This is a genomic window from Nocardia asteroides (assembly GCF_900637185.1).
GTDB classification, from domain to species: domain Bacteria; phylum Actinomycetota; class Actinomycetes; order Mycobacteriales; family Mycobacteriaceae; genus Nocardia; species Nocardia asteroides.
In genome coordinates this window covers 4,870,353-4,887,217 of the sequence record NZ_LR134352.1, presented here as the reverse complement: position 1 = coordinate 4,887,217, position 16,865 = coordinate 4,870,353, and the positions used below count along the sequence as shown (strand labels likewise).

The following is a 16,865-nucleotide window of genomic DNA, read 5'->3' as shown; positions in this document are numbered from 1 at the left end:
CGCCCGCACCCAGAGCCAGGAGACCCGATGTCCGAGTCCGCGACCAGCGAATCCACCTTGCGCGCCGTGAGCGCCACCGACGCCGATCACAGCCTGGCGGTGCTCACCCGGCACGCGCTGTCCGTGCGCGCCGCCGCGTCGGCCCCGACCTCGGTGACCATCGCCAACGGTCCTGTGCTGCTGCGCATCACCTGGGACGACCACCCGGTCTCTGCGCCCGCCGTGGGCCACGAGAACGGCACCGACATGGCGGGCCACCTCTCGCTGGTCACCCCGGCCGCCGCCGCGCCCACCTCCGCCGTGCGGGCCGACGCCGCCGCGGCCGCGAACACCTTCGCCCTGACCGCCGAGACGGTCGGCGTGTTCTACCGCTCGCCGGAACCCGGTGCCGCGCCGTTCGTCGCGGTCGGTGACCCCGTCCGGGCGGGTCAGCAGGTCGGCATCATCGAGGCGATGAAGCTGATGATCCCGGTCACCGCGACCAGGGAGGGCGTCGTCGCCGAACTGCTCGTCGACAATGGTGACGCCGTCGAGCACGGCCAGCCGCTGATCGTGTTCGAGGCGCTGCGGTGACCCGCCCCTTGCGCAAGGTACTCATCGCCAACCGCGGTGAGATCGCGGTCCGGGTGATCCGCACCTGCCGGGAACTCGGCATCGCGACCGTCGCCGTGCACTCGGCCGCCGACCGGGACTCGGCGGCGGTGCGGCTGGCCGACGAACGGGTCCAGATCGGTCCCGCCCCGGCCAAACGCAGCTACCTGTCGATCCCGGCGATCATCGAGGCCGCCCGCGCCACCGGTGCGGACGCCATCCATCCCGGCTACGGATTCCTCTCCGAGGACCCGGATTTCGCCGAGGTCTGCGAGACCGAGGGGTTCGTCTTCGTGGGTGCGCCCGCCGCCGTGATGGCCCGCCTGGGCGACAAGTCCACCGCGCGGGCGCTCATGGCCGACGCGGGCCTGCCGCTGCTGCCCGGCAGCCGTGACCCGATCGACGACGTCGACACGGCCCGGGCGCTGGCCGAGGAGATCGGCTACCCGGTGATCATCAAGGCGGTCGCCGGTGGTGGCGGTCGCGGTATGCGGGTGGTCCGTGACGGTGAGGACTTCGGCACCGCCTGGCAGCAGACCAGGGCCACCGCCGCGGCGGTGTTCGGTGACGGCAGGCTCTACCTGGAGCGCTATCTGGAATCGGCGCGGCACGTGGAGGTCCAGATCCTGGCCGACACCCACGGCACCGTCGTGCACCTCGGGCTGCGGGACTGCTCGCTGCAGCGCAGGCATCAGAAGCTGGTGGAGGAAGCACCCGCACCCGGCCTGTCCGACGAGCTCGCCGAACAGATCGGCGCGGCGGCGGTGCGTGGCTGCGCGGCCGCGGGGTATGTCGGCGCGGGCACCGTGGAGTTCCTGCTCGCGCCCGACGGCGAGTTCTACTTCATGGAGGTCAACTGCCGGCTGCAGGTGGAACACCCCGTCACCGAGATGGTCACCGGCGTCGACCTCGTCGCCGAACAGCTGCGCATCGCGGCCGGTGAGCCGCTGCGGGTGGGCGCGGGCGTCCGCCCGTCCGGGGTCGCCATCGAATGTCGCGTCAACGCCGAGGATCCCGAACGCGAATTCGCCCCGGCCCCGGGCACACTCACCGAGTGCGTGCTCCCGGCCGGCCCGTTCGTGCGCGTCGACACGCACATAGCCGCCGGTTACGCCGTTCCCCCGCACTATGATTCGCTGCTCGCCAAGGTCGTCGTGTGGGCGCCGGACCGCCCGGCCGCCATCGACCGCATGCGCCGCGCCCTCGCCGAGACCACCATCGCCGGCGCGGGCGTCGCCACCACCACCGACTTCCTGCACGACATCCTCGACCACCCCCGCTTCCGCGCAGCCGCCCACGACACTGCCCTCATCGGTAGCCTCACCGCTCGCTGACGGGTACTCGCCACCTGTGCGCGAATCGTGCCGGACGGCGCTCGCCGAGGGCACGCTGATCGAATCCCGGCTCGGCACAGAGCTCGAGGTCCTGACGGGATAGCGGGTTGGCCGCCGGACGCGCATCACGTCGTGACGTGCCGTCGACAACGCGGCCCGAGCTCTACTCGGTCCACTCGTAGAAGTGCCAGGAGTCTCCGAGCGGGATGTAGGTGGTGTGGTGGACGAGGCCGTCGCGGGTTTCACCGGGGAGATAGTCGAACCCGGTCCGCACGACCGGGTAGTTGCGGAGCAGGCGGAAGTGGCAGCCACCGTTCGGGAGGCGTTGGACGCTGTGGAAGTGGTAGACCCCGACTCGGCGGCCTTCGAGGGCGGCGCCCGTCCAGGTGGGTTCCGAGGGATCACACGTGGTGGCGGCTCGGTGCATGGCGTCGCGGGACAGCGCCCAACCGACGTGGCCGGGAACATGGAAAAAGGTCAGCGCCATCGTCGAGGCGATGAACACGGGCACCAGGAGTCCGAGCCGCCACCAGGCCGGGTAGCGCCAGGCCACAGCGATGAGCAGGGCCACCGCCCAGATCACGACGGGAATCGCGGCCGCCAGTTCCGCCGTGAACGTGGTGTCGACGTCCTCGAACACCGTCGCGTCGGCCCAGACGATCCAGAGGCAGCACGCGAGCACCCACGCGGAGGCGAGCAGGACCGTCGCCTTCCAGGCGAGCGGAAGGGATTGTCTCGGAACAGCTGTCGCACTCACGAACGACCAAGGTACGGGTCACTCGCCCACGATGTCGGCGAGTGACTTCGCGCCGGTGACGATCTCGGTGGCCTCGGCCAGATCCAGCCGCAGGTCGCGGTCGGCGGCGGTGGCCGGGCCGTCGTGGTGGGTGACGCCGTCGGGGCCGATCACGTAGTGCAGGACGGTCTCGCCGATGTGGACGGTGACCGTGCCCGCGGGCACGAGGCCGGCGACGGCGTGGCCGAGGGGCAGCGCCAGCCAGTGCGCGCGCACGGCGTCGGTCGGGGCGCGCTCGCCCAGCAGGGGCGTGCCCCAGCCGGACAGGGCGTCGAGGACCGGGCGCAGGGCGCGGCCCGCGTCGGTCAGCTCGTAGCTGGAGCGCATCCCGTTGCGATGGTGGGTGAGGATGCCGTCGCGCTCGAGGTCCTTGAGCCGGGTGGCCAGCATGTCGGTGCTGATCCCGGGCAGGTCGGCGAGCAGATCGCTGTAGCGGCGCGGACCCGCGGTGAGTTCGCGGACCACGAGCAGCGTCCAGCGGTCGCCGACCAGATCCAGGGCGCGGCTGACCGAGCAGTAGTGGGCGTAGCTTCGGCGTGACACGTGTACTACCTTAACCAGTGGCTTGGAAAAACCAAGTGAAATCTTGGAAATACCAAGTAGTGTGTGCGGCAACCACGGTTCGGAGGGATGTTCATGCAGGTCAAGCAGTCCAGCAAGCTGTCGGGAGTGTCGTACGAGATCCGCGGCCCGGTCGCGGAGGAGGCCGCTCGGCTCGAGGCCGAGGGGCATCACGTCGTCAAGCTGAACACCGGCAACCCGCTGATCTTCGGCTTCGACGCGCCGCCGGATCTGTTGCAGGACATGGTGCGCACGCTGCCGTCGTCCACCGGCTACTCCTCGTCGAAGGGGCTGCTCTCGGCCCGGCGCGCGGTGGTGCAGTACTACCAGACCCTCGGCGTCGACGACGTGAGCGTCGAGGAGGTCTTCCTCGGCAACGGCGTCTCCGAGCTGATCATGATGGCGATGACCGCGCTGCTGGAGAACGGCGACGAGGTCCTGGTCCCGGCCCCGGACTTCCCGCTGTGGACCGCCGCCACCGCCCTCAACGGCGGCACCCCCGTGCACTACCTGTGCGACGAGGGCGCCGACTGGTACCCCGACCTGGCCGACATCACCGCCAAGATCACCGACCGCACCCGCGCCATCGTGCTGATCAACCCCAACAACCCGACCGGCGCGGTCTACCCGCCGGAGGTGCTGCGCGAGATCCTCGAGATCGCGCGCAGGCACAATCTGGTGGTCTTCGCCGACGAGATCTACGACAAGATCTACTACGACGACCTCGAGCACACCGCTGTCGCCTCCCTCGCCCCCGATCTGCTCTGCCTGACCTTCTCGGGCCTGTCGAAGAACTACCGGGCCGCCGGATTGCGCTCGGGCTGGCTGGTGGTCTCCGGCCCCACCCAGCACGCGGCGAGCTACCTGGAGGGCCTGACCATGCTGGCCGGTCTGCGGCTGTGCGCGAATGTGCCCGCCCAGCAAGCCATTCAGGCCGCGCTCGGCGGACATCAGAGCATCTACGACCTCACCCTGCCCGGCGGCAGGCTGCGCGAGCAGCGCGACCGCGCGTGGGAGGCCCTCAACGCCATTCCGGGTGTGTCGTGTGTGAAGCCCAAGGGCGCCCTGTACGCCTTCCCGCGCATCGACCTGGACATGTACCGGATCCACGACGACGAGAAGTTCGTGCTGGACCTGCTGCTACAGGAGAAGCTGCACATCGTCCAGGGCACCGGCTTCAACTGGCCGCGGCCGGACCACTTCCGCATCGTCACCCTGCCGCACGCCGACGAGCTCGAGGCGATCATCGAACGCATCGGCCGCTTCCTGTCGACCTACCGGCAGTGACGCCGCGGGCATCCGGCGCGGCCTGGCGCGGTGCCGGGGCGGTGATCCGTCCCGGCGTGCTCGCCTTCACCGGGACGATCGGCGGCACTCGCGCCCACGCCCACCATGCCGTGCAGATCGTCGTGGCCGACACGCCGGTGACCGTGGCCGACGCTGCCGGTCGCACGCACACCGGGACCGAGCTCGTGATCCCGCCCGATACCGAGCACCGCATCGAAACCGGCGCCGCGACAGGGATCGTCGTGTTCCTGGACCCGGATTCCCCGGCCGGTCGCGGTGCGGTGGCGCGGGTCGCGGACCACGGCTGGGGTGGTGGGCCCACCCTGCGCGATCTCACGCGGTCCGTGGTCGCCGCCGGCGACTTCGTCGACGGGCTGCTGGGCACCCTGGCGGAGGCGGGTGGCGGTGCCGCCGTCGCACGGCATCCGGCCGTGGTGGCGGCGGTGGCCGCGTTGCCCGCGCTGGTGGCGCGCGGCCCGGTGCGCACGGGCGAGGTCGCCGCCCGCGTCGGCTTGTCGGCCAGCCGGCTCACCCATCTGTTCACCGCCCAGGTCGGGCTACCGCTGCGCCGCTACATCCTCTGGTTGCGGCTGATGAGCGCCGTCGAGTTGGCCCGGGCCGGCCACGACCTGACCACGATCGCCCACACCGCGGGGTTCGCCGACAGCGCGCACCTCACCCGGACCTGCCGGGAGATCTTCGGGCTGCCGCCGTCGGCGCTGACCGGCGCGGTGGACTGGGACGACAGCCGAATCGTTCAAGCGCCGTCGGGGGAGCGGCGCCCAGGCTGAGGGCATGAACCTTGCGCTGCGCCGGCTCGCCCGGTACGGGTATGTCCCCCTGATGCTGGTGGGGGTCAACGGCATCGGCCTCGCGCTGGCCGCCGCCCACGCGCCGAAGCCGTGGCTGCTGCTCGTGCTGGTGGTGGCGATGGCCCTGTCGTTCGTGGCCGAACGGCTGATCCCGTACGAACCGGACTGGAACGGCGCCCAGGACGACAGCGTCCGCGACCGGGTGCACGCCGTGGTGAACGAGTCGCTGATCCTGGTGAGCGTCGCGGTCATCCCGCTGCTCGCCGCGATCGTGCCCGCACCCGGGTTGTGGCCCGGCGGCTGGCCGTTCCCGGCGCAGATGGTGCTCGCGATCCTCGTCGCGGACGCGGGAATCACGCTGACGCACTTCGCCAGTCACAAGATCGGGGTGCTGTGGCGGTTCCACGCCGTGCACCACAGCGTCACCCGGTTCTACGGTCTCAACGGCCTGATGAAGCACCCGCTGCACCAGACCGTCGAGATGGCCGCCGGGGTGGCGCCGCTGATCCTGATCGGCCTGCCGGTCGACGTCGCCGCCGCGCTGGCCCTGGCCGTCGCCCTCCAGCTGCTGCTGCAGCACTCCAACGCCGACTACCGGGTCGGGCCGCTGAAGCACGTGCTCGCCCTGAACGCGGGGCACCGCTTCCACCACCTCAAATGGGCGGGTGTCGGCGACGTCAACTTCGGATTGTTCACCCTGCTCTGGGACCACCTGCTGGGTACCTACAGCTACGACCCGCGGCGCCGCTTCACCTCCGAACAGCTCGGCATGGCAGCGCATCCGGACTATCCGGTCGGCTATACGGCCCAGCTGATCGCGCCCTTCCGCCGCCTCACTTGAGCCCCGACCGGACGAAGGCGTTGACGATGTGGCGCTGCAGCACCAGATACAGCAGCAGCACCGGCAGGCAGGCCAGGCTGGCCAGCGCCATCATCGGCCCCCACTGATCGCCCTCGGTGCCCATGAAGCTGCGCAGACCGAGCTGGAGCACGTCGTTGGACTGGCGCAGCACCACGGCGGGCCAGAAGTACTCGTTCCAGGCGTTGATGAACAGCAGGATGCCCAGCGCCGCGAGCGCGGGGCGCAGATTGGGCACCACCACCGTCCACAGGATCGCCCACGACGAACGGCCGTCGATCTTGGCGGCCGCGACGAGCTCCTTGGGGAAGGCGTTCATGTGCTGGCGCAGCAACAGAACCCCCAGCGCCGAGCACAGTGTGGGCAGCACGCAGCCGATCAGCGTGTTGATCAGCCCCATCCGGTTGAGCAGGATGTAGTTGGGCAGCATGGTGACCTGGAACGGCACCAGCCAGACGCCCACGAACGCCAGATACATCAACCGCTGCAACGGGAAGGTGTACATGGCGAACGCGTACGAGGCCAGCAGCGCGATCAGCAGCTGTCCGGCCGCCGACAGGATCGCCACCACGAAGGTGTTGACGATCAGCCCGGCCACGTCGACCTTCTGCGCGGCGTCGGCATAGTTGGCCACCGACAACGGCCACGGCAGCGGCGACAGCGAGGTGACGTCCTCGGGCCTGCGCAGTGCCGTCGCGAACAGCCAGTAGATCGGGAACACGCACACCAGCGCCGTCCCGGCGAGCAGCAGATGGCTGCCCGCCAGGCGAAGTCGGTCAATCATCATGAACGGCAACCTTTTCCGAGATCCAGACCAGGACGACGGCCAGCAGGCCGAACCCGGCGAACAACAGCACACCCGCCGCCGCGCTCAGGCCGGCGTCGAAGCTGTGGAACGCGTAGTCCCAGAGCAGGTAGTAGATGTTGGTCGTGGCCTGTGACGGGCCGCCCTGCGTCATCGAATCGATGAGCGGGAAGGACAGCGTGGGGCTGAGCAGCACCGTGGTGAGCACCAGGAACAGCAGCGTGGGCGACAGCAGCGGCAGGGTGATCCAGCGCCGGATCTGTCCCGGCGTGGCACCGTCGACGCGCGCGGCCTCGCTGTAATCGCCGCTGATGCCGGCCAATCCGGCCCACACCACCAGCACCGCGAAGCCGAGCAGCTGCCAGCCGGTGATCACGATGATCACCGCCTGCGCGGTCTCGGCGTCGTAGACCCAGTTGCGGCCCGAACCGGCCAGCTGGTCGACGAAACCGGAACCGGGATGCAACAGCCAGCGCCACACCGCCGCCGCCGCGACCGGGGCGACGAGGAACGGCGCGAACACCAGCGCCTGGTAGAACGTGCGAGCCCGGCCCTGCACCCGCCTGCTCGCCAGCGCGATCAGCACCGGCAGCACCACGGTGAACGGCAGCAGCCCCAGGATCAGCGTCGCGGTCCGCCACAGCGAGCCCCAGAACGCCGGAAGTTCGAGCAGCCGTTCGTAATTGGCCGTCCCGACCGGTCTCATCGGCGCGGTCGGCAGCAGGTTCCACGAATACGTGGACAGCTGCACCGCCTGCACCAGCGGCTGATAGGTCCACACCACGAGCAGGACCAGCGCGGGCGCCAGATACAGGTACGGCGCGATCAGGCGGGTCGCGCGGCGCCGGGTGAACCGGCGCGGACCCGGCGCGGGGGCGATGACCGCCACCCGCGCCGGGTCCTGCCTGTCGTCGACGACGAACATGTCACCGCGTCCGCGCGGCGATCGCCGCGAGCTGATCGAGCACCTCGGATTCCGGCCGGTCGTAGACCGCGGTCGCCGGGGTCGCCTCGATGGCGCAGGCCACCATGGTCGAGCCGACGAGATCGATCCGGCTGTAGCCGAATCCGGTGAAGCCGCGATGCCTGCCCACCGGCGCCAGCGGATCGATCCGGTACGACAGCGCCGGTCCGATCCACACCGGGATCCCGGCCACCGCCGCCGCGGCGGTGAGATGGTTGTGCCCGCACAGGATCATCCGGACGTCGCTGCCCGCCAGCACCTCGGCCAGCCGGTCGGCGTCGGTGAGCTTGAGGAAATCGACCGTGGCGTTCGGCGAGGGCACCGGCGGGTGGTGCAGCACCAGCACCGTGCCGCGCGGGGCGGGGGTGCGCAGCTGCACCGACAGCCAGGCCAGCTGCTCGACCTCGAGCCTGCCTTCGTGCCGCTGTGGGGTGGTGCTGTCCAGCACGATGATCCGCACACCGGCCACCTCGACGACGTGGTCGTGCGGCAGCGTGGTGTCCACCGAGCCGGGTGCCAGGTCCAGCAGTTCCTCACCGAACGCGGCGCGCTCGTCGTGATTGCCCATCACGTAGACGATCTCGGCCCCGATCTCGGCCGCGACCGGCTCGACGGCCGCCCGCAGCCGCCGGTACGCCTCGGGTGACCCGTTGTCGGACAGGTCACCCGAGAGCACCAGGGCATCCACGTGCTGCCCGGCTTCGCGCAGGTGGGTGAGCACCCGCGCGAGGTTCGCGTCGGTGTCGACGACACCGTGGACGAGCTCACCGGCGGGACGCAGGTGGGTGTCGGTGAGCTGGACGAGGGTGAATTCGCTCATGAGACCGGCAGGAGTTTGGTGCCCTCTGCCTGCGCAGCGGTCAGCGTGGACTGGGGATCCTTGCCCTGGAACACGATCGCCTCGACGGCGTCCATCATGCCGTCGCGCATCTGCAGGTAGTTGTTGCCGGGCATGGAGACCCAGGGCTCCATGGCGCCCAGCTGGGCGACGTTCGGCTTCAGCAGCGGGTTCTTCGCGGCCCAGTCCTTCAGTCCGTCGGCCTGGTCGAGCAGCCCGGTGCGCAGCGGCAGATAGCCGATGTTCTGCGCGATCTTGATGTAGGACTCCTCGCTGGTGAGGAACTTGATCAGCTCCCAGGAGGCGCGCTGCTTGGCCGGGTCGTTGGACAGGATGTGCAGCCCCGCACCGGAATTGGTGGGCACGGTCGGCTTGCCGGCGAACGCGGGCATCGGCGCCGACTGCAGGTCCCACTTGTCCTTGGCGCCGGTGACGAAGGTGCCCTGGATGGCGCTGGTCTCCAGGATCATGCCCATCTCGCCGCGGGCGAAGGCCTCATAGCCCTGCTTCTGGTTGAGCTTGGGCATGCTGCCGGAGTTCACCAGGTTCTGCGCCATCGTGGTCACCTCCACGACGGGGGCGTCGGCGTAGGTGAGGGTGCGGCGGTCCTGGGAGATCACCCGGCCGCCGTTGGAACGCACCAGCGACTGGAAGCACCAGTCCTTGGCGGTCTTGGTCAGGCAGTCGATGTACACCCCGCCCTTGCCGGTGCGGTCGGCGATCTGCTTCGACGCGGTCGCGACCTCGGCCCAGGTGGCGGGCGGCTTGGCCGGATCGAGCCCGGCTTCGGTGAACAGCGACGCGTTCAGGTACAGCACGGGGGTGGAGAACACGAACGGCACGCCGTAGGTGTGGCCGTCCCAGTCGTCGAGTACCCGGGCGCGGGGGGCGTAGGCGTGGCGGCCGTCGAAGTTGGCGGCCACCTCCTGCTTGCCGACCAGCGTGTCGAGCGGCTTGGCCTGCAGCTGGTGCACGGTGAAGTCCAGGTCGGAGAAGCCGAGCTGGGCGACGTCGGGCGGGGTGCCCGCGACCATCTGGTTCTGGATGCTCGAGATGGTGTCGGTGGCCGGGTTCGGGCTGTTGCCCTGCGGCTTCTGCGCGGTGACCTTGATATTGGGGTACTTCGTGCCGAAGTCGGCGATCAGCGCGTTGAACGTGTCGGTCCAGGCGCCCGCCATGCCGTAGTTGTAGGACTCGAACACGATCGAGACCTGCTGATCGGGCTTCAGCTCGGGAATCTGCGCGGTCGTCGTGGTGTCCTCGGACACGGTGCCGCCCAGGCCGCAACCGCTGAGCGCGACGGCGGTGGTGAACACCAAGCCCAGGATGGGCAGGGTGCGCTTCATGGTGGTTCTCCTCATCAACGGGTCGTGCGGAAATCAGGGGACGGGCACGGCCGCCGCGTCCTGGCTCGGTGCCGAATCCCGGTGCGGCGCCTGCCAGGTCAGCCGCAGGCCGGTATCGGGATCGAACAGATGGATGTCGGCGGGGTCGACGCGCACGGCGATGTCCATGCCGACGCGGACTCCCGCCGGGCGCGGGGCGCGCACGCACAGGCTGGTCGTGCCGGTGTCGAGGTGCACGAGTTCCTCGCTGCCGAGGTTCTCGACCATCCGGACCGTGCCGCGCACATCGCTCGCGGTCGCGTCGATACGCAGGCGTTCGGGCCGGATGCCCGCGATCACCGCGGTGGCGGTGTCGAGGTCACCGGTGATGTCGAGCGCGGCGTCGACGCCGTCGGCCGTGACCCGCAGGGCGCCCGCGCGGGACTGCACGACGGCGGGGAACAGGTTCATCGGCGGGGAGCCGAGGAACCCGGCGACGAAGGTGGAGCGCGGCTCGTCGTACAGCTCGGCGGGGGTGCCGCACTGTTCGACCCGGCCCTCGTTGAGCAGTGCGATCCGGGTGGCCATCGTCATCGCCTCGACCTGGTCGTGGGTGACATAGAGGAACGTCGCGCCCAGCCGCCGGTGCAGCGCGATCAGCTCCGCGCGGGTCGCGCTGCGCAGCTTGGCGTCCAGATTTGACAGCGGCTCGTCCATCAGGAAGGCGCCGGGGTCGCGCACCATGGCGCGGGCCAGCGCGACGCGCTGGCGCTGCCCGCCCGACAGGGCGACCGGCTTGCGGTCCAGCAGCGCCGACAGTTCCAGCGTCCCCGCCACCTCGCCCACCCGGCGGGCGATCTCGGCGCGCGGGGTGCGCCGGGCCCGCAGCGGGAAACCGATGTTCTTCGCGACCGACAGGTGTGGGTACAGCGCGTAGCTCTGGAACACCATGGCCAGGTCACGCCGCTGCGGCGCCGCGTCGGTGACGTCGGTGCCGCCCACCAGGATCCGGCCCGCGCTGGGTTCCTCCAGCCCGGCGATCATCCGCAGCAGGGTGGACTTGCCGCAGCCGCTGGGGCCGAGCAGGACCATGAATTCGCCGTCGGCGATGTCGAGGCTCACCTCGCGCACCGCGTAGTCGGTGTCGAACTGCTTCGACACCGCCTCGATCTGCAGTCGTGCCACGTCTCTCCTTCAGGCCGGCGCGGTGCCGGCGGTGATCCACTGCGACACGCCCGCCGCGATCGCGGGCGCGTCCTTCAGCCAGGTGAAGTGGTCGAGGTGCTCGACCGCGGAGTCCTCGTCGAGGTGCCACTGGGTGACCTCGGCCGACGGCATCCGCGAGACCAGGAAGTCGACATTGGACTTCGGGCCGAGCACGTCCTGCGACAGGGAGATCGCCAGCACCGGCAGGGTCATCCGCGACAGCAGCGTGTTGTAGCGGCGCTTGCTGCCGCTGGGGCGGTAGTAGCTGGTCAGCGAGTGCACCGACCAGTCGATCATCACCCCGCCGGGCATCGGCGCCGGGATGAGCACGCCACCGGGCCAATGCCCCTTCACTCGCGACACCAGGCCGATCCACTGGATCTGGCTCAGCGCCTCGAACCAGCGCCGCGGGCCGAACGCCCACCAGAACACGGTGCCGGTGCCGATCACGGTGACCCCCGCGACGCGGTCGGACTCGGCGGCGGCGAACAACAACGCCAGCTGACCGCCCAGGCTGTGCCCGAACAGGTGCAGCGGCGCCCGCGGGAACCGGTCCTCGACCGCCGACACGATGGCGGGCAGGTCGATCTCGAGCATCTCGCGATACCCGAAGTCGGTGTGCTCGCCGAGCGCGGGCTCGGCCTCGCCGTGCGCGCGCAGGTCACAGGTCGCCACCGACAGGCCGGTCGCGTGCAGTGCCTTGGCCAGCGACCGGTAGTTGCGCGCCTTCATGGCCATCGCGGGCAGGATCAGCACGACGGGCGCGGCCGGGTCGGCGGCGGGCAGCCAGCGCACGGTGAACCGGACACCGTCGCCGGTCTCGACCGTGGTGGTGTCGGGCGTGGTGGCGGGCCCGCCCGCCCCGCCCCCCACGGAATCGCTGCGCGATGCGGGATTCATCGGTCGTCCGTTCCGGCGATGCGGACATCGCACACGTAGTCGAAGGTGAATTCGGCGGTGAGCACGTCGTTGTCGTCGAGCAGTTCGGCCCGGCCCGCCAGCGGGAACCGGGCGGACTCGGTGGCGCCCAGCACGGCGGCCAGGCCGTCGGCGTCGACGGTGGCCACCGCGCGGATCCGGCCGCGGGCCGGCTTGCGGTAGGCGGCGGTGCCGCCGCGCAGCACCAGCCGGTCGATCGTGTACAGGCGGTGCGCGGCGGCGCCGACGAACGCGGCGGCGCCGGCGATGTCGGCCGCGGTGAACAGCGCGCCCGCGTGCACGGTGCCCATGTGGTTGCACATCACCGGCTCGGCGGGGATCTCCACCACCGAGCGGGCCCGGGAGATCTCGGTGATCCTGGTGCCGACGTGGGCGCCGAACGGGACCAGCGCCTGCGAGGCGTCGCGCAGGTAGGCGTAGTCGACGGCGTCGGGGTCCAGCGCGGGGTAGGCGGCCCCGAAACCGGCGATGCTGCGGGTGGCCATCTCGTGTCCTCTCAGCGCGGCCCGCGCAGGACGCGCCGCGCGATCGACCAGCGCAGCACCTCCGACGGACCCTCGTAGATGCGGAAAGCCCTGGCCTCCACCAGGAACCGGGCCACCAGGTAGTCCTCGCAGACGCCGAGCCCGCCGTGCAGCTGCACCGCGCGATCGAGCACCCGCCACACCGCCTCGGAGACGAAGGTCTTGGTGATCGAGGCCTCGTGCCTGGCCTGCCCGGAGGTGGCGCCGTGCTCGTCGATGGTGGCGGCGGTGGCCCGGACCAGGCTGCGCGCGGCGGCGAGGTCGATCTCGTTGTCGGCGATCAGGCCCTGGGCCATGCCGTGGTCGGCGATCGGGACGCCGAAGGAGTGCCTGCCGGTGATGTGCTCGGCGGCCAGCTGCTGGGCGCGCACCGCCAGCCCCAGCCAGTTCATGCAGAACACCAGGCGCGAGGGCGCCAGCCGGGCCTGCGCCAGGTCCAAGCCGCGGCCGACCGTGCCCAGGATGGCGGACTCGTCGACCTCGCAGTCCACGAACTCCACCTCGCAGTGCCCGCCGGGCGCGCTGGTGTGGTCCAGGGTCGGCATCCGGCGGCCCACCCGCAGACCGGGATTGTCCCGGTCGACCAGGAACATGGTCGGCCCGTCGGTGGTGGCGGCGACGCAGATGGTGAACGCGGCGCCCTGCGCGCCGGTGGTGAAGTGCTTGCGGCCGTTGATGACCCAGCCGGCGTCGGTCTCCTCGGCCACCGTGGCCAGCATCCGCGGATCGGAGCCCGCGCCGGGGGCCGGTTCGGTCATGGCGATGGCCGAGCGGACCTCGCCGGAGGCCAGCGGCGCCAGATACCGCTGCCGCTGTTCGGGATTCGCGACCGCGGCCAGCAGGTGGATGTTGCCGTCGTCGGGGGCCCAGGCGTTGACCGCGAGCGGGCCGAGCAGGCTGGCGCCCGCCGCCTCGAGCACCTCGGCCTGTGCCCTGGTGTCGAGGCCGAGTCCGCCGTAGGCGGGGTCGGACAGCGGGCCGAACACACCGGCCTCTTTGGCCTTCTTCTGCAAGTCGAGGCGCAGGGCGTCGTCGGTGACGCGGCCACCGGCCACGACCTCGCGCTCCACCGGGATGACGTGATCTCGAACGAACTGCCTGGTCTTTTCGACCAGTTCCGGCACGGGAGTCATGCCGCCAGTCTCGGGCGGTGGGTGCGCCGGAGGCCGGGGCGATAGTGAACGTCGATCGGTCCAATCGTCTCGCCACGCCCCGGCGGCACCGCGGGCGCCGCTGCACCACGGTGATCTCGACAACGATTCCGCCGAGGGGATGGGCATGACCGACGTGAGCGTGCGGGTGATCGACCGCACCGAGGCAGCCGACGCGGTGTTCGCCCTGGTGCTCGCCGCGGCCGACGGCGGCGAGCTGCCCGCGTGGACGCCGGGCGCGCACATCGACGTCGCGGCAGGCGCCGCCGGGGTGCGCCAGTACTCGCTGTGCGGTGACCCCGCCGAGCGGGACCGCTGGCGGATCGCCGTACTGCACGAGCCGCGAGGCCGTGGCGGCTCGGCGCACCTGTTCCGGACCGCGCTGCCCGGCAGCACGCTGTCGGTGTCCTCGCCCCGCAACAACTTCGAGCTGGCGCCGGCCGCGCAGTACACCTTCGTGGCCGGCGGGATCGGAATCACCCCGATCCTGCCGATGATCGCCGCCGCCGACCGGGCGGGCGCGGACTGGACGCTGCACTACGGCGCCCGCAGCCGATCGCACATGGCCTTCGCCGAGGTGCTCGCCGCGGACCACCGCGTGCGGCTGGTGCCGCAGGACGAGGCCGGGCTGCTGCCGATCGCGGAGATCCTGGCCGCCCGGCCGGGCGCGACGGTGTACTGCTGCGGTCCGGAACCGCTGTTGACGGCCGTCGAGGCCGAGGGCGCGCGCGGCGGTGTCACCGTGCGCACGGAACGCTTCGTGCCGCGGCCGGTCGAGGACGCCGGCGCCGACGCGCCCTTCGAGATCCGGCTGGCGCGGACCGGCCGGACCCTGCGGGTCGCGGCCGACCGGTCCATCGTCGACGTCCTCGAGTCGGCGGGCGTCACGGTGATCACCTCGTGTCGCGAAGGCACCTGCGGCAGTTGCGAAACCCCGGTGCTCGACGGCGCGGTCGACCACCGCGACTCGCTGCTCACCGCCGAGGAACGCGACAGCGGCGCCACGATGATGCTCTGCGTCTCGCGGGCCCGCTCCGGCGTGCTGGTGCTCGACCTGTGACCGCCCCGCGGAATCGATGCCCCCAAGAACGAGCGCGTAACCGACGCGCCCGATTCCCGTCCGGGAATGTGAGAGGAAGAAACATACGATGAGGAAATCTGCTGCGGCCGCGGCGCTGCTCGCCGCCGCGATCGGCATCACGGCCGGCATCACCGGCTCGGCGTCGGCCCAGGCCGGCGCGCCGGTCAACTTCACCGCGCAGGAAGTGGCCGGCAAGTCCGTCATCACCACCGACGCGGGCTCGATGGTCGTCGAGGACGGCGCGTTCAAGGTGAAGGCGACCGACGGCACCACCATCGCCGCCACTCCGCTGACCTTCCGGCTCGACGAGTTCGAGCTCCCCATCGCGGCCGAGATCGCGGGCAACACCGCGACGCTGACCCCGCAGCTCGACGCCTCGCAGGCGGTCTACAAGCCCGTCGCCCTGCCCTTCGAGGACAAGGCGCCCTGGAAGAACGAGTACGACCGTGAGGTCGCGGCCTGGAGCCGGCTGACCTCCACCATCTCCACCGGTGCCGCGGTGGGCACCCTCGTCGGCGGCCTGGCCGGTGGCGCGGTGGGTTGCGTGCTCGGCGGCATCGTCGGCGCGACCGTCGCCTCGGCCACCATCGTGGGTCTGTTCGGTCCGTTCCTGCCCGCCGCCGCGGTGGGTTGCATCGGTGGCATCCTGGCCGTCGGCGCCCTGGGCACCCTGGCCGGTCAGATCTTCATCACCGCGCCCGTGGCGATCGGTGCGGCCATCCAGTACTTCACCACCATCAACCAGCCGTTCAACGCCCCGGCGAAGTAGCGGTGGTCGAAGACCCGGTATAGAGCGACCGGGGGACACCCGACCCCGTCCGATCCCCCGATCGGGCGGGGTCTTCGCCGTCCACTACTTTCGACGGATGACCGCGACCTCCACCGCGCTGTACTGCGGGACGCACTGGGACGAGCAGGGCCGCTGGTTCTACGCGTTGCTGCGCGCCGACGGCAGCACCGAGCTGCTGCCGGGCATCGGTACCCGGCTGGCGTTCCGCGTCACCGGCGGTGACCGGTTCTGCCTCGGGTATCACGGTTTCGGGGCCGGGCGGCGGGGCAGGCAGCCGTGTCCGCGCCGCGCGGTCGCCGAGTCCGGCAAGCAGTGCGCGCAGTGCCGGATCACCGAGGGCTGGTCGGTGGTGCACAGCCATCGCGGGCCGCTCACCGCGCTGCCCGAACAGATCCAGGGGTATGTCGCGCAGCCGCACCACCTCTACATCGCCTACTTCGGCGACGGTATGGCCAAGGTCGGGACGGCCTCGGCCGTGCGGCGGCACCGCAGGCTGTTCGAGCAGGGCGCGCTGGTGGCCCGGTTCATCACCGATTCCCCGGACGGGCTGCACGTGCGCGAGCTGGAACGCGTCGTCTCGGAACGCGCCGGCCTGCGCCAGGCGGTCGCCGGGGTGACCAAGACCCGCATCCTGACCAAACCGCTCCCGCCCTGGCCCACACTGGAATCCGCGGTCGCCGAGGCGGCCGAACACGCGGCGAGCACCCTGCCCGCCGACATCGTGCGCACCGACACCGCCTGGGCGGGCGGCCGCGACTTCTACGCCACGATCCAGGCCCGCGGCCGCTTCCCCGATGCCGTCGAATTCACCGCGGACACCGGCGAATACGTGCTGAACGCGGTCACCGCGCACGGCCACACCATCGCCTGCGCCGACGAGGCGGGAGCCGCGGAACTGGTGCTGGTCAACGATTCCCGGCTCGTCGGCAGACGGATCGAACTCGACGCCACCATCAGCGCGGTGGCCGCCCCCGCCCAGACCAGCCTGTTCTGACCGCCCCG

18 protein-coding genes are annotated in these 16,865 nt (G+C 71.0%); 8 read left to right on the top strand and 10 right to left on the bottom strand.

Annotated elements, in window-relative coordinates:
- Positions 1-27 precede the first annotated feature (27 nt).
- Both EL493_RS22840 and EL493_RS22835 read left to right on the top strand, forming a co-directional pair.
- Positions 28-573, top strand: a complete 546-nt coding sequence (locus tag EL493_RS22840; RefSeq protein ID WP_019047662.1) for an acetyl-CoA carboxylase biotin carboxyl carrier protein — start codon at positions 28-30, stop codon at positions 571-573.
- Complete coding sequence (locus EL493_RS22835; protein ID WP_019047661.1) at positions 570-1,925, top strand: acetyl-CoA carboxylase biotin carboxylase subunit; 1,356 nt, start codon at positions 570-572, stop codon at positions 1,923-1,925. Before EL493_RS22840 ends, EL493_RS22835 begins: the two co-directional genes overlap by 4 nt.
- A 163-nt stretch (positions 1,926-2,088) precedes the next feature.
- On the opposite strand, the gene EL493_RS22830 is transcribed toward EL493_RS22835, so the two are convergent.
- The gene (locus tag EL493_RS22830) at positions 2,089-2,682 is read right to left on the bottom strand and encodes a hypothetical protein (protein ID WP_022566740.1); all 594 of its coding nucleotides are present in this window, start codon (positions 2,680-2,682) and stop codon (positions 2,089-2,091) included.
- 18 nt (positions 2,683-2,700) lie between these two features.
- Positions 2,701-3,264, bottom strand: coding sequence for a winged helix-turn-helix transcriptional regulator (locus EL493_RS22825; protein ID WP_019047659.1), 564 nt, complete (start codon positions 3,262-3,264; stop codon positions 2,701-2,703).
- A gap of 93 nt (positions 3,265-3,357) precedes the next feature.
- Between EL493_RS22825 and EL493_RS22820 the strand changes: the two genes are divergently transcribed.
- Genes EL493_RS22820 through EL493_RS22810 form a run of 3 tightly spaced genes read left to right on the top strand, consistent with a single transcriptional unit; the run spans position 3,358 to position 6,222 of the window.
- Positions 3,358-4,569: a pyridoxal phosphate-dependent aminotransferase gene (locus tag EL493_RS22820; RefSeq protein WP_030203695.1), complete on the top strand. Its 1,212-nt coding sequence runs from the start codon at positions 3,358-3,360 to the stop codon at positions 4,567-4,569.
- The gene (locus EL493_RS22815) at positions 4,566-5,360 is read left to right on the top strand and encodes a helix-turn-helix transcriptional regulator (RefSeq protein WP_019047657.1); all 795 of its coding nucleotides are present in this window, start codon (positions 4,566-4,568) and stop codon (positions 5,358-5,360) included. Before EL493_RS22820 ends, EL493_RS22815 begins: the two co-directional genes overlap by 4 nt.
- 4 nt (positions 5,361-5,364) lie before the next feature.
- Positions 5,365-6,222: a sterol desaturase family protein gene (locus EL493_RS22810; RefSeq protein ID WP_019047656.1), complete on the top strand. Its 858-nt coding sequence runs from the start codon at positions 5,365-5,367 to the stop codon at positions 6,220-6,222.
- Here the strand turns inward: EL493_RS22810 and EL493_RS22805 are convergent.
- From EL493_RS22805 to EL493_RS22770, 8 genes are read right to left on the bottom strand one after another with little or no spacing between them, the layout of a single operon-like run.
- Entirely contained in the window at positions 6,215-7,027 is an 813-nt protein-coding gene (locus EL493_RS22805; protein WP_019047655.1) for a carbohydrate ABC transporter permease, read from the bottom strand. The two genes, EL493_RS22810 and EL493_RS22805, sit on opposite strands and share 8 nt — an antisense overlap.
- Positions 7,017-7,970, bottom strand: coding sequence for a carbohydrate ABC transporter permease (locus EL493_RS22800; RefSeq protein WP_019047654.1), 954 nt, complete (start codon positions 7,968-7,970; stop codon positions 7,017-7,019). Before EL493_RS22800 ends, EL493_RS22805 begins: the two co-directional genes overlap by 11 nt.
- 1 nt (position 7,971) lies before the next feature.
- Positions 7,972-8,829, bottom strand: coding sequence for a metallophosphoesterase (locus tag EL493_RS22795; RefSeq protein ID WP_019047653.1), 858 nt, complete (start codon positions 8,827-8,829; stop codon positions 7,972-7,974).
- Entirely contained in the window at positions 8,826-10,193 is a 1,368-nt protein-coding gene (locus tag EL493_RS22790; RefSeq protein ID WP_019047652.1) for an ABC transporter substrate-binding protein, read from the bottom strand. Before EL493_RS22790 ends, EL493_RS22795 begins: the two co-directional genes overlap by 4 nt.
- 33 nt (positions 10,194-10,226) lie before the next feature.
- Positions 10,227-11,357 carry an ABC transporter ATP-binding protein gene (locus EL493_RS22785; RefSeq protein ID WP_019047651.1) on the bottom strand — a complete coding sequence of 377 codons (1,131 nt, stop codon included), beginning with the start codon at positions 11,355-11,357 and terminating at the stop codon, positions 10,227-10,229.
- 9 nt (positions 11,358-11,366) lie between these two features.
- Positions 11,367-12,278, bottom strand: a complete 912-nt coding sequence (locus tag EL493_RS22780) for an alpha/beta hydrolase family protein (protein WP_019047650.1) — start codon at positions 12,276-12,278, stop codon at positions 11,367-11,369.
- Positions 12,275-12,802, bottom strand: a complete 528-nt coding sequence (locus EL493_RS22775; protein ID WP_019047649.1) for a YiiD C-terminal domain-containing protein — start codon at positions 12,800-12,802, stop codon at positions 12,275-12,277. Before EL493_RS22775 ends, EL493_RS22780 begins: the two co-directional genes overlap by 4 nt.
- Positions 12,803-12,813: 11 nt before the next feature.
- Positions 12,814-13,974, bottom strand: coding sequence for an acyl-CoA dehydrogenase family protein (locus EL493_RS22770; RefSeq protein ID WP_019047648.1), 1,161 nt, complete (start codon positions 13,972-13,974; stop codon positions 12,814-12,816).
- Between the two features lie 145 nt (positions 13,975-14,119).
- On the opposite strand from EL493_RS22770, the gene EL493_RS22765 reads away from it, so the two are divergent.
- The 3 genes from EL493_RS22765 (at position 14,120) to EL493_RS22755 (ending at position 16,857) form a co-directional block, all read left to right on the top strand.
- Entirely contained in the window at positions 14,120-15,052 is a 933-nt protein-coding gene (locus tag EL493_RS22765) for a PDR/VanB family oxidoreductase (RefSeq protein WP_126405847.1), read from the top strand.
- A gap of 88 nt (positions 15,053-15,140) precedes the next feature.
- Positions 15,141-15,842 (top strand): hypothetical protein, encoded by a 702-nt coding sequence (locus EL493_RS22760; protein ID WP_019047646.1) that lies wholly within the window; start codon positions 15,141-15,143, stop codon positions 15,840-15,842.
- Positions 15,843-15,939: 97 nt separating this feature from the next.
- Positions 15,940-16,857 (top strand): DUF2797 domain-containing protein, encoded by a 918-nt coding sequence (locus EL493_RS22755; protein WP_019047645.1) that lies wholly within the window; start codon positions 15,940-15,942, stop codon positions 16,855-16,857.
- The last annotated feature ends 8 nt before the right edge of the window (positions 16,858-16,865 follow it).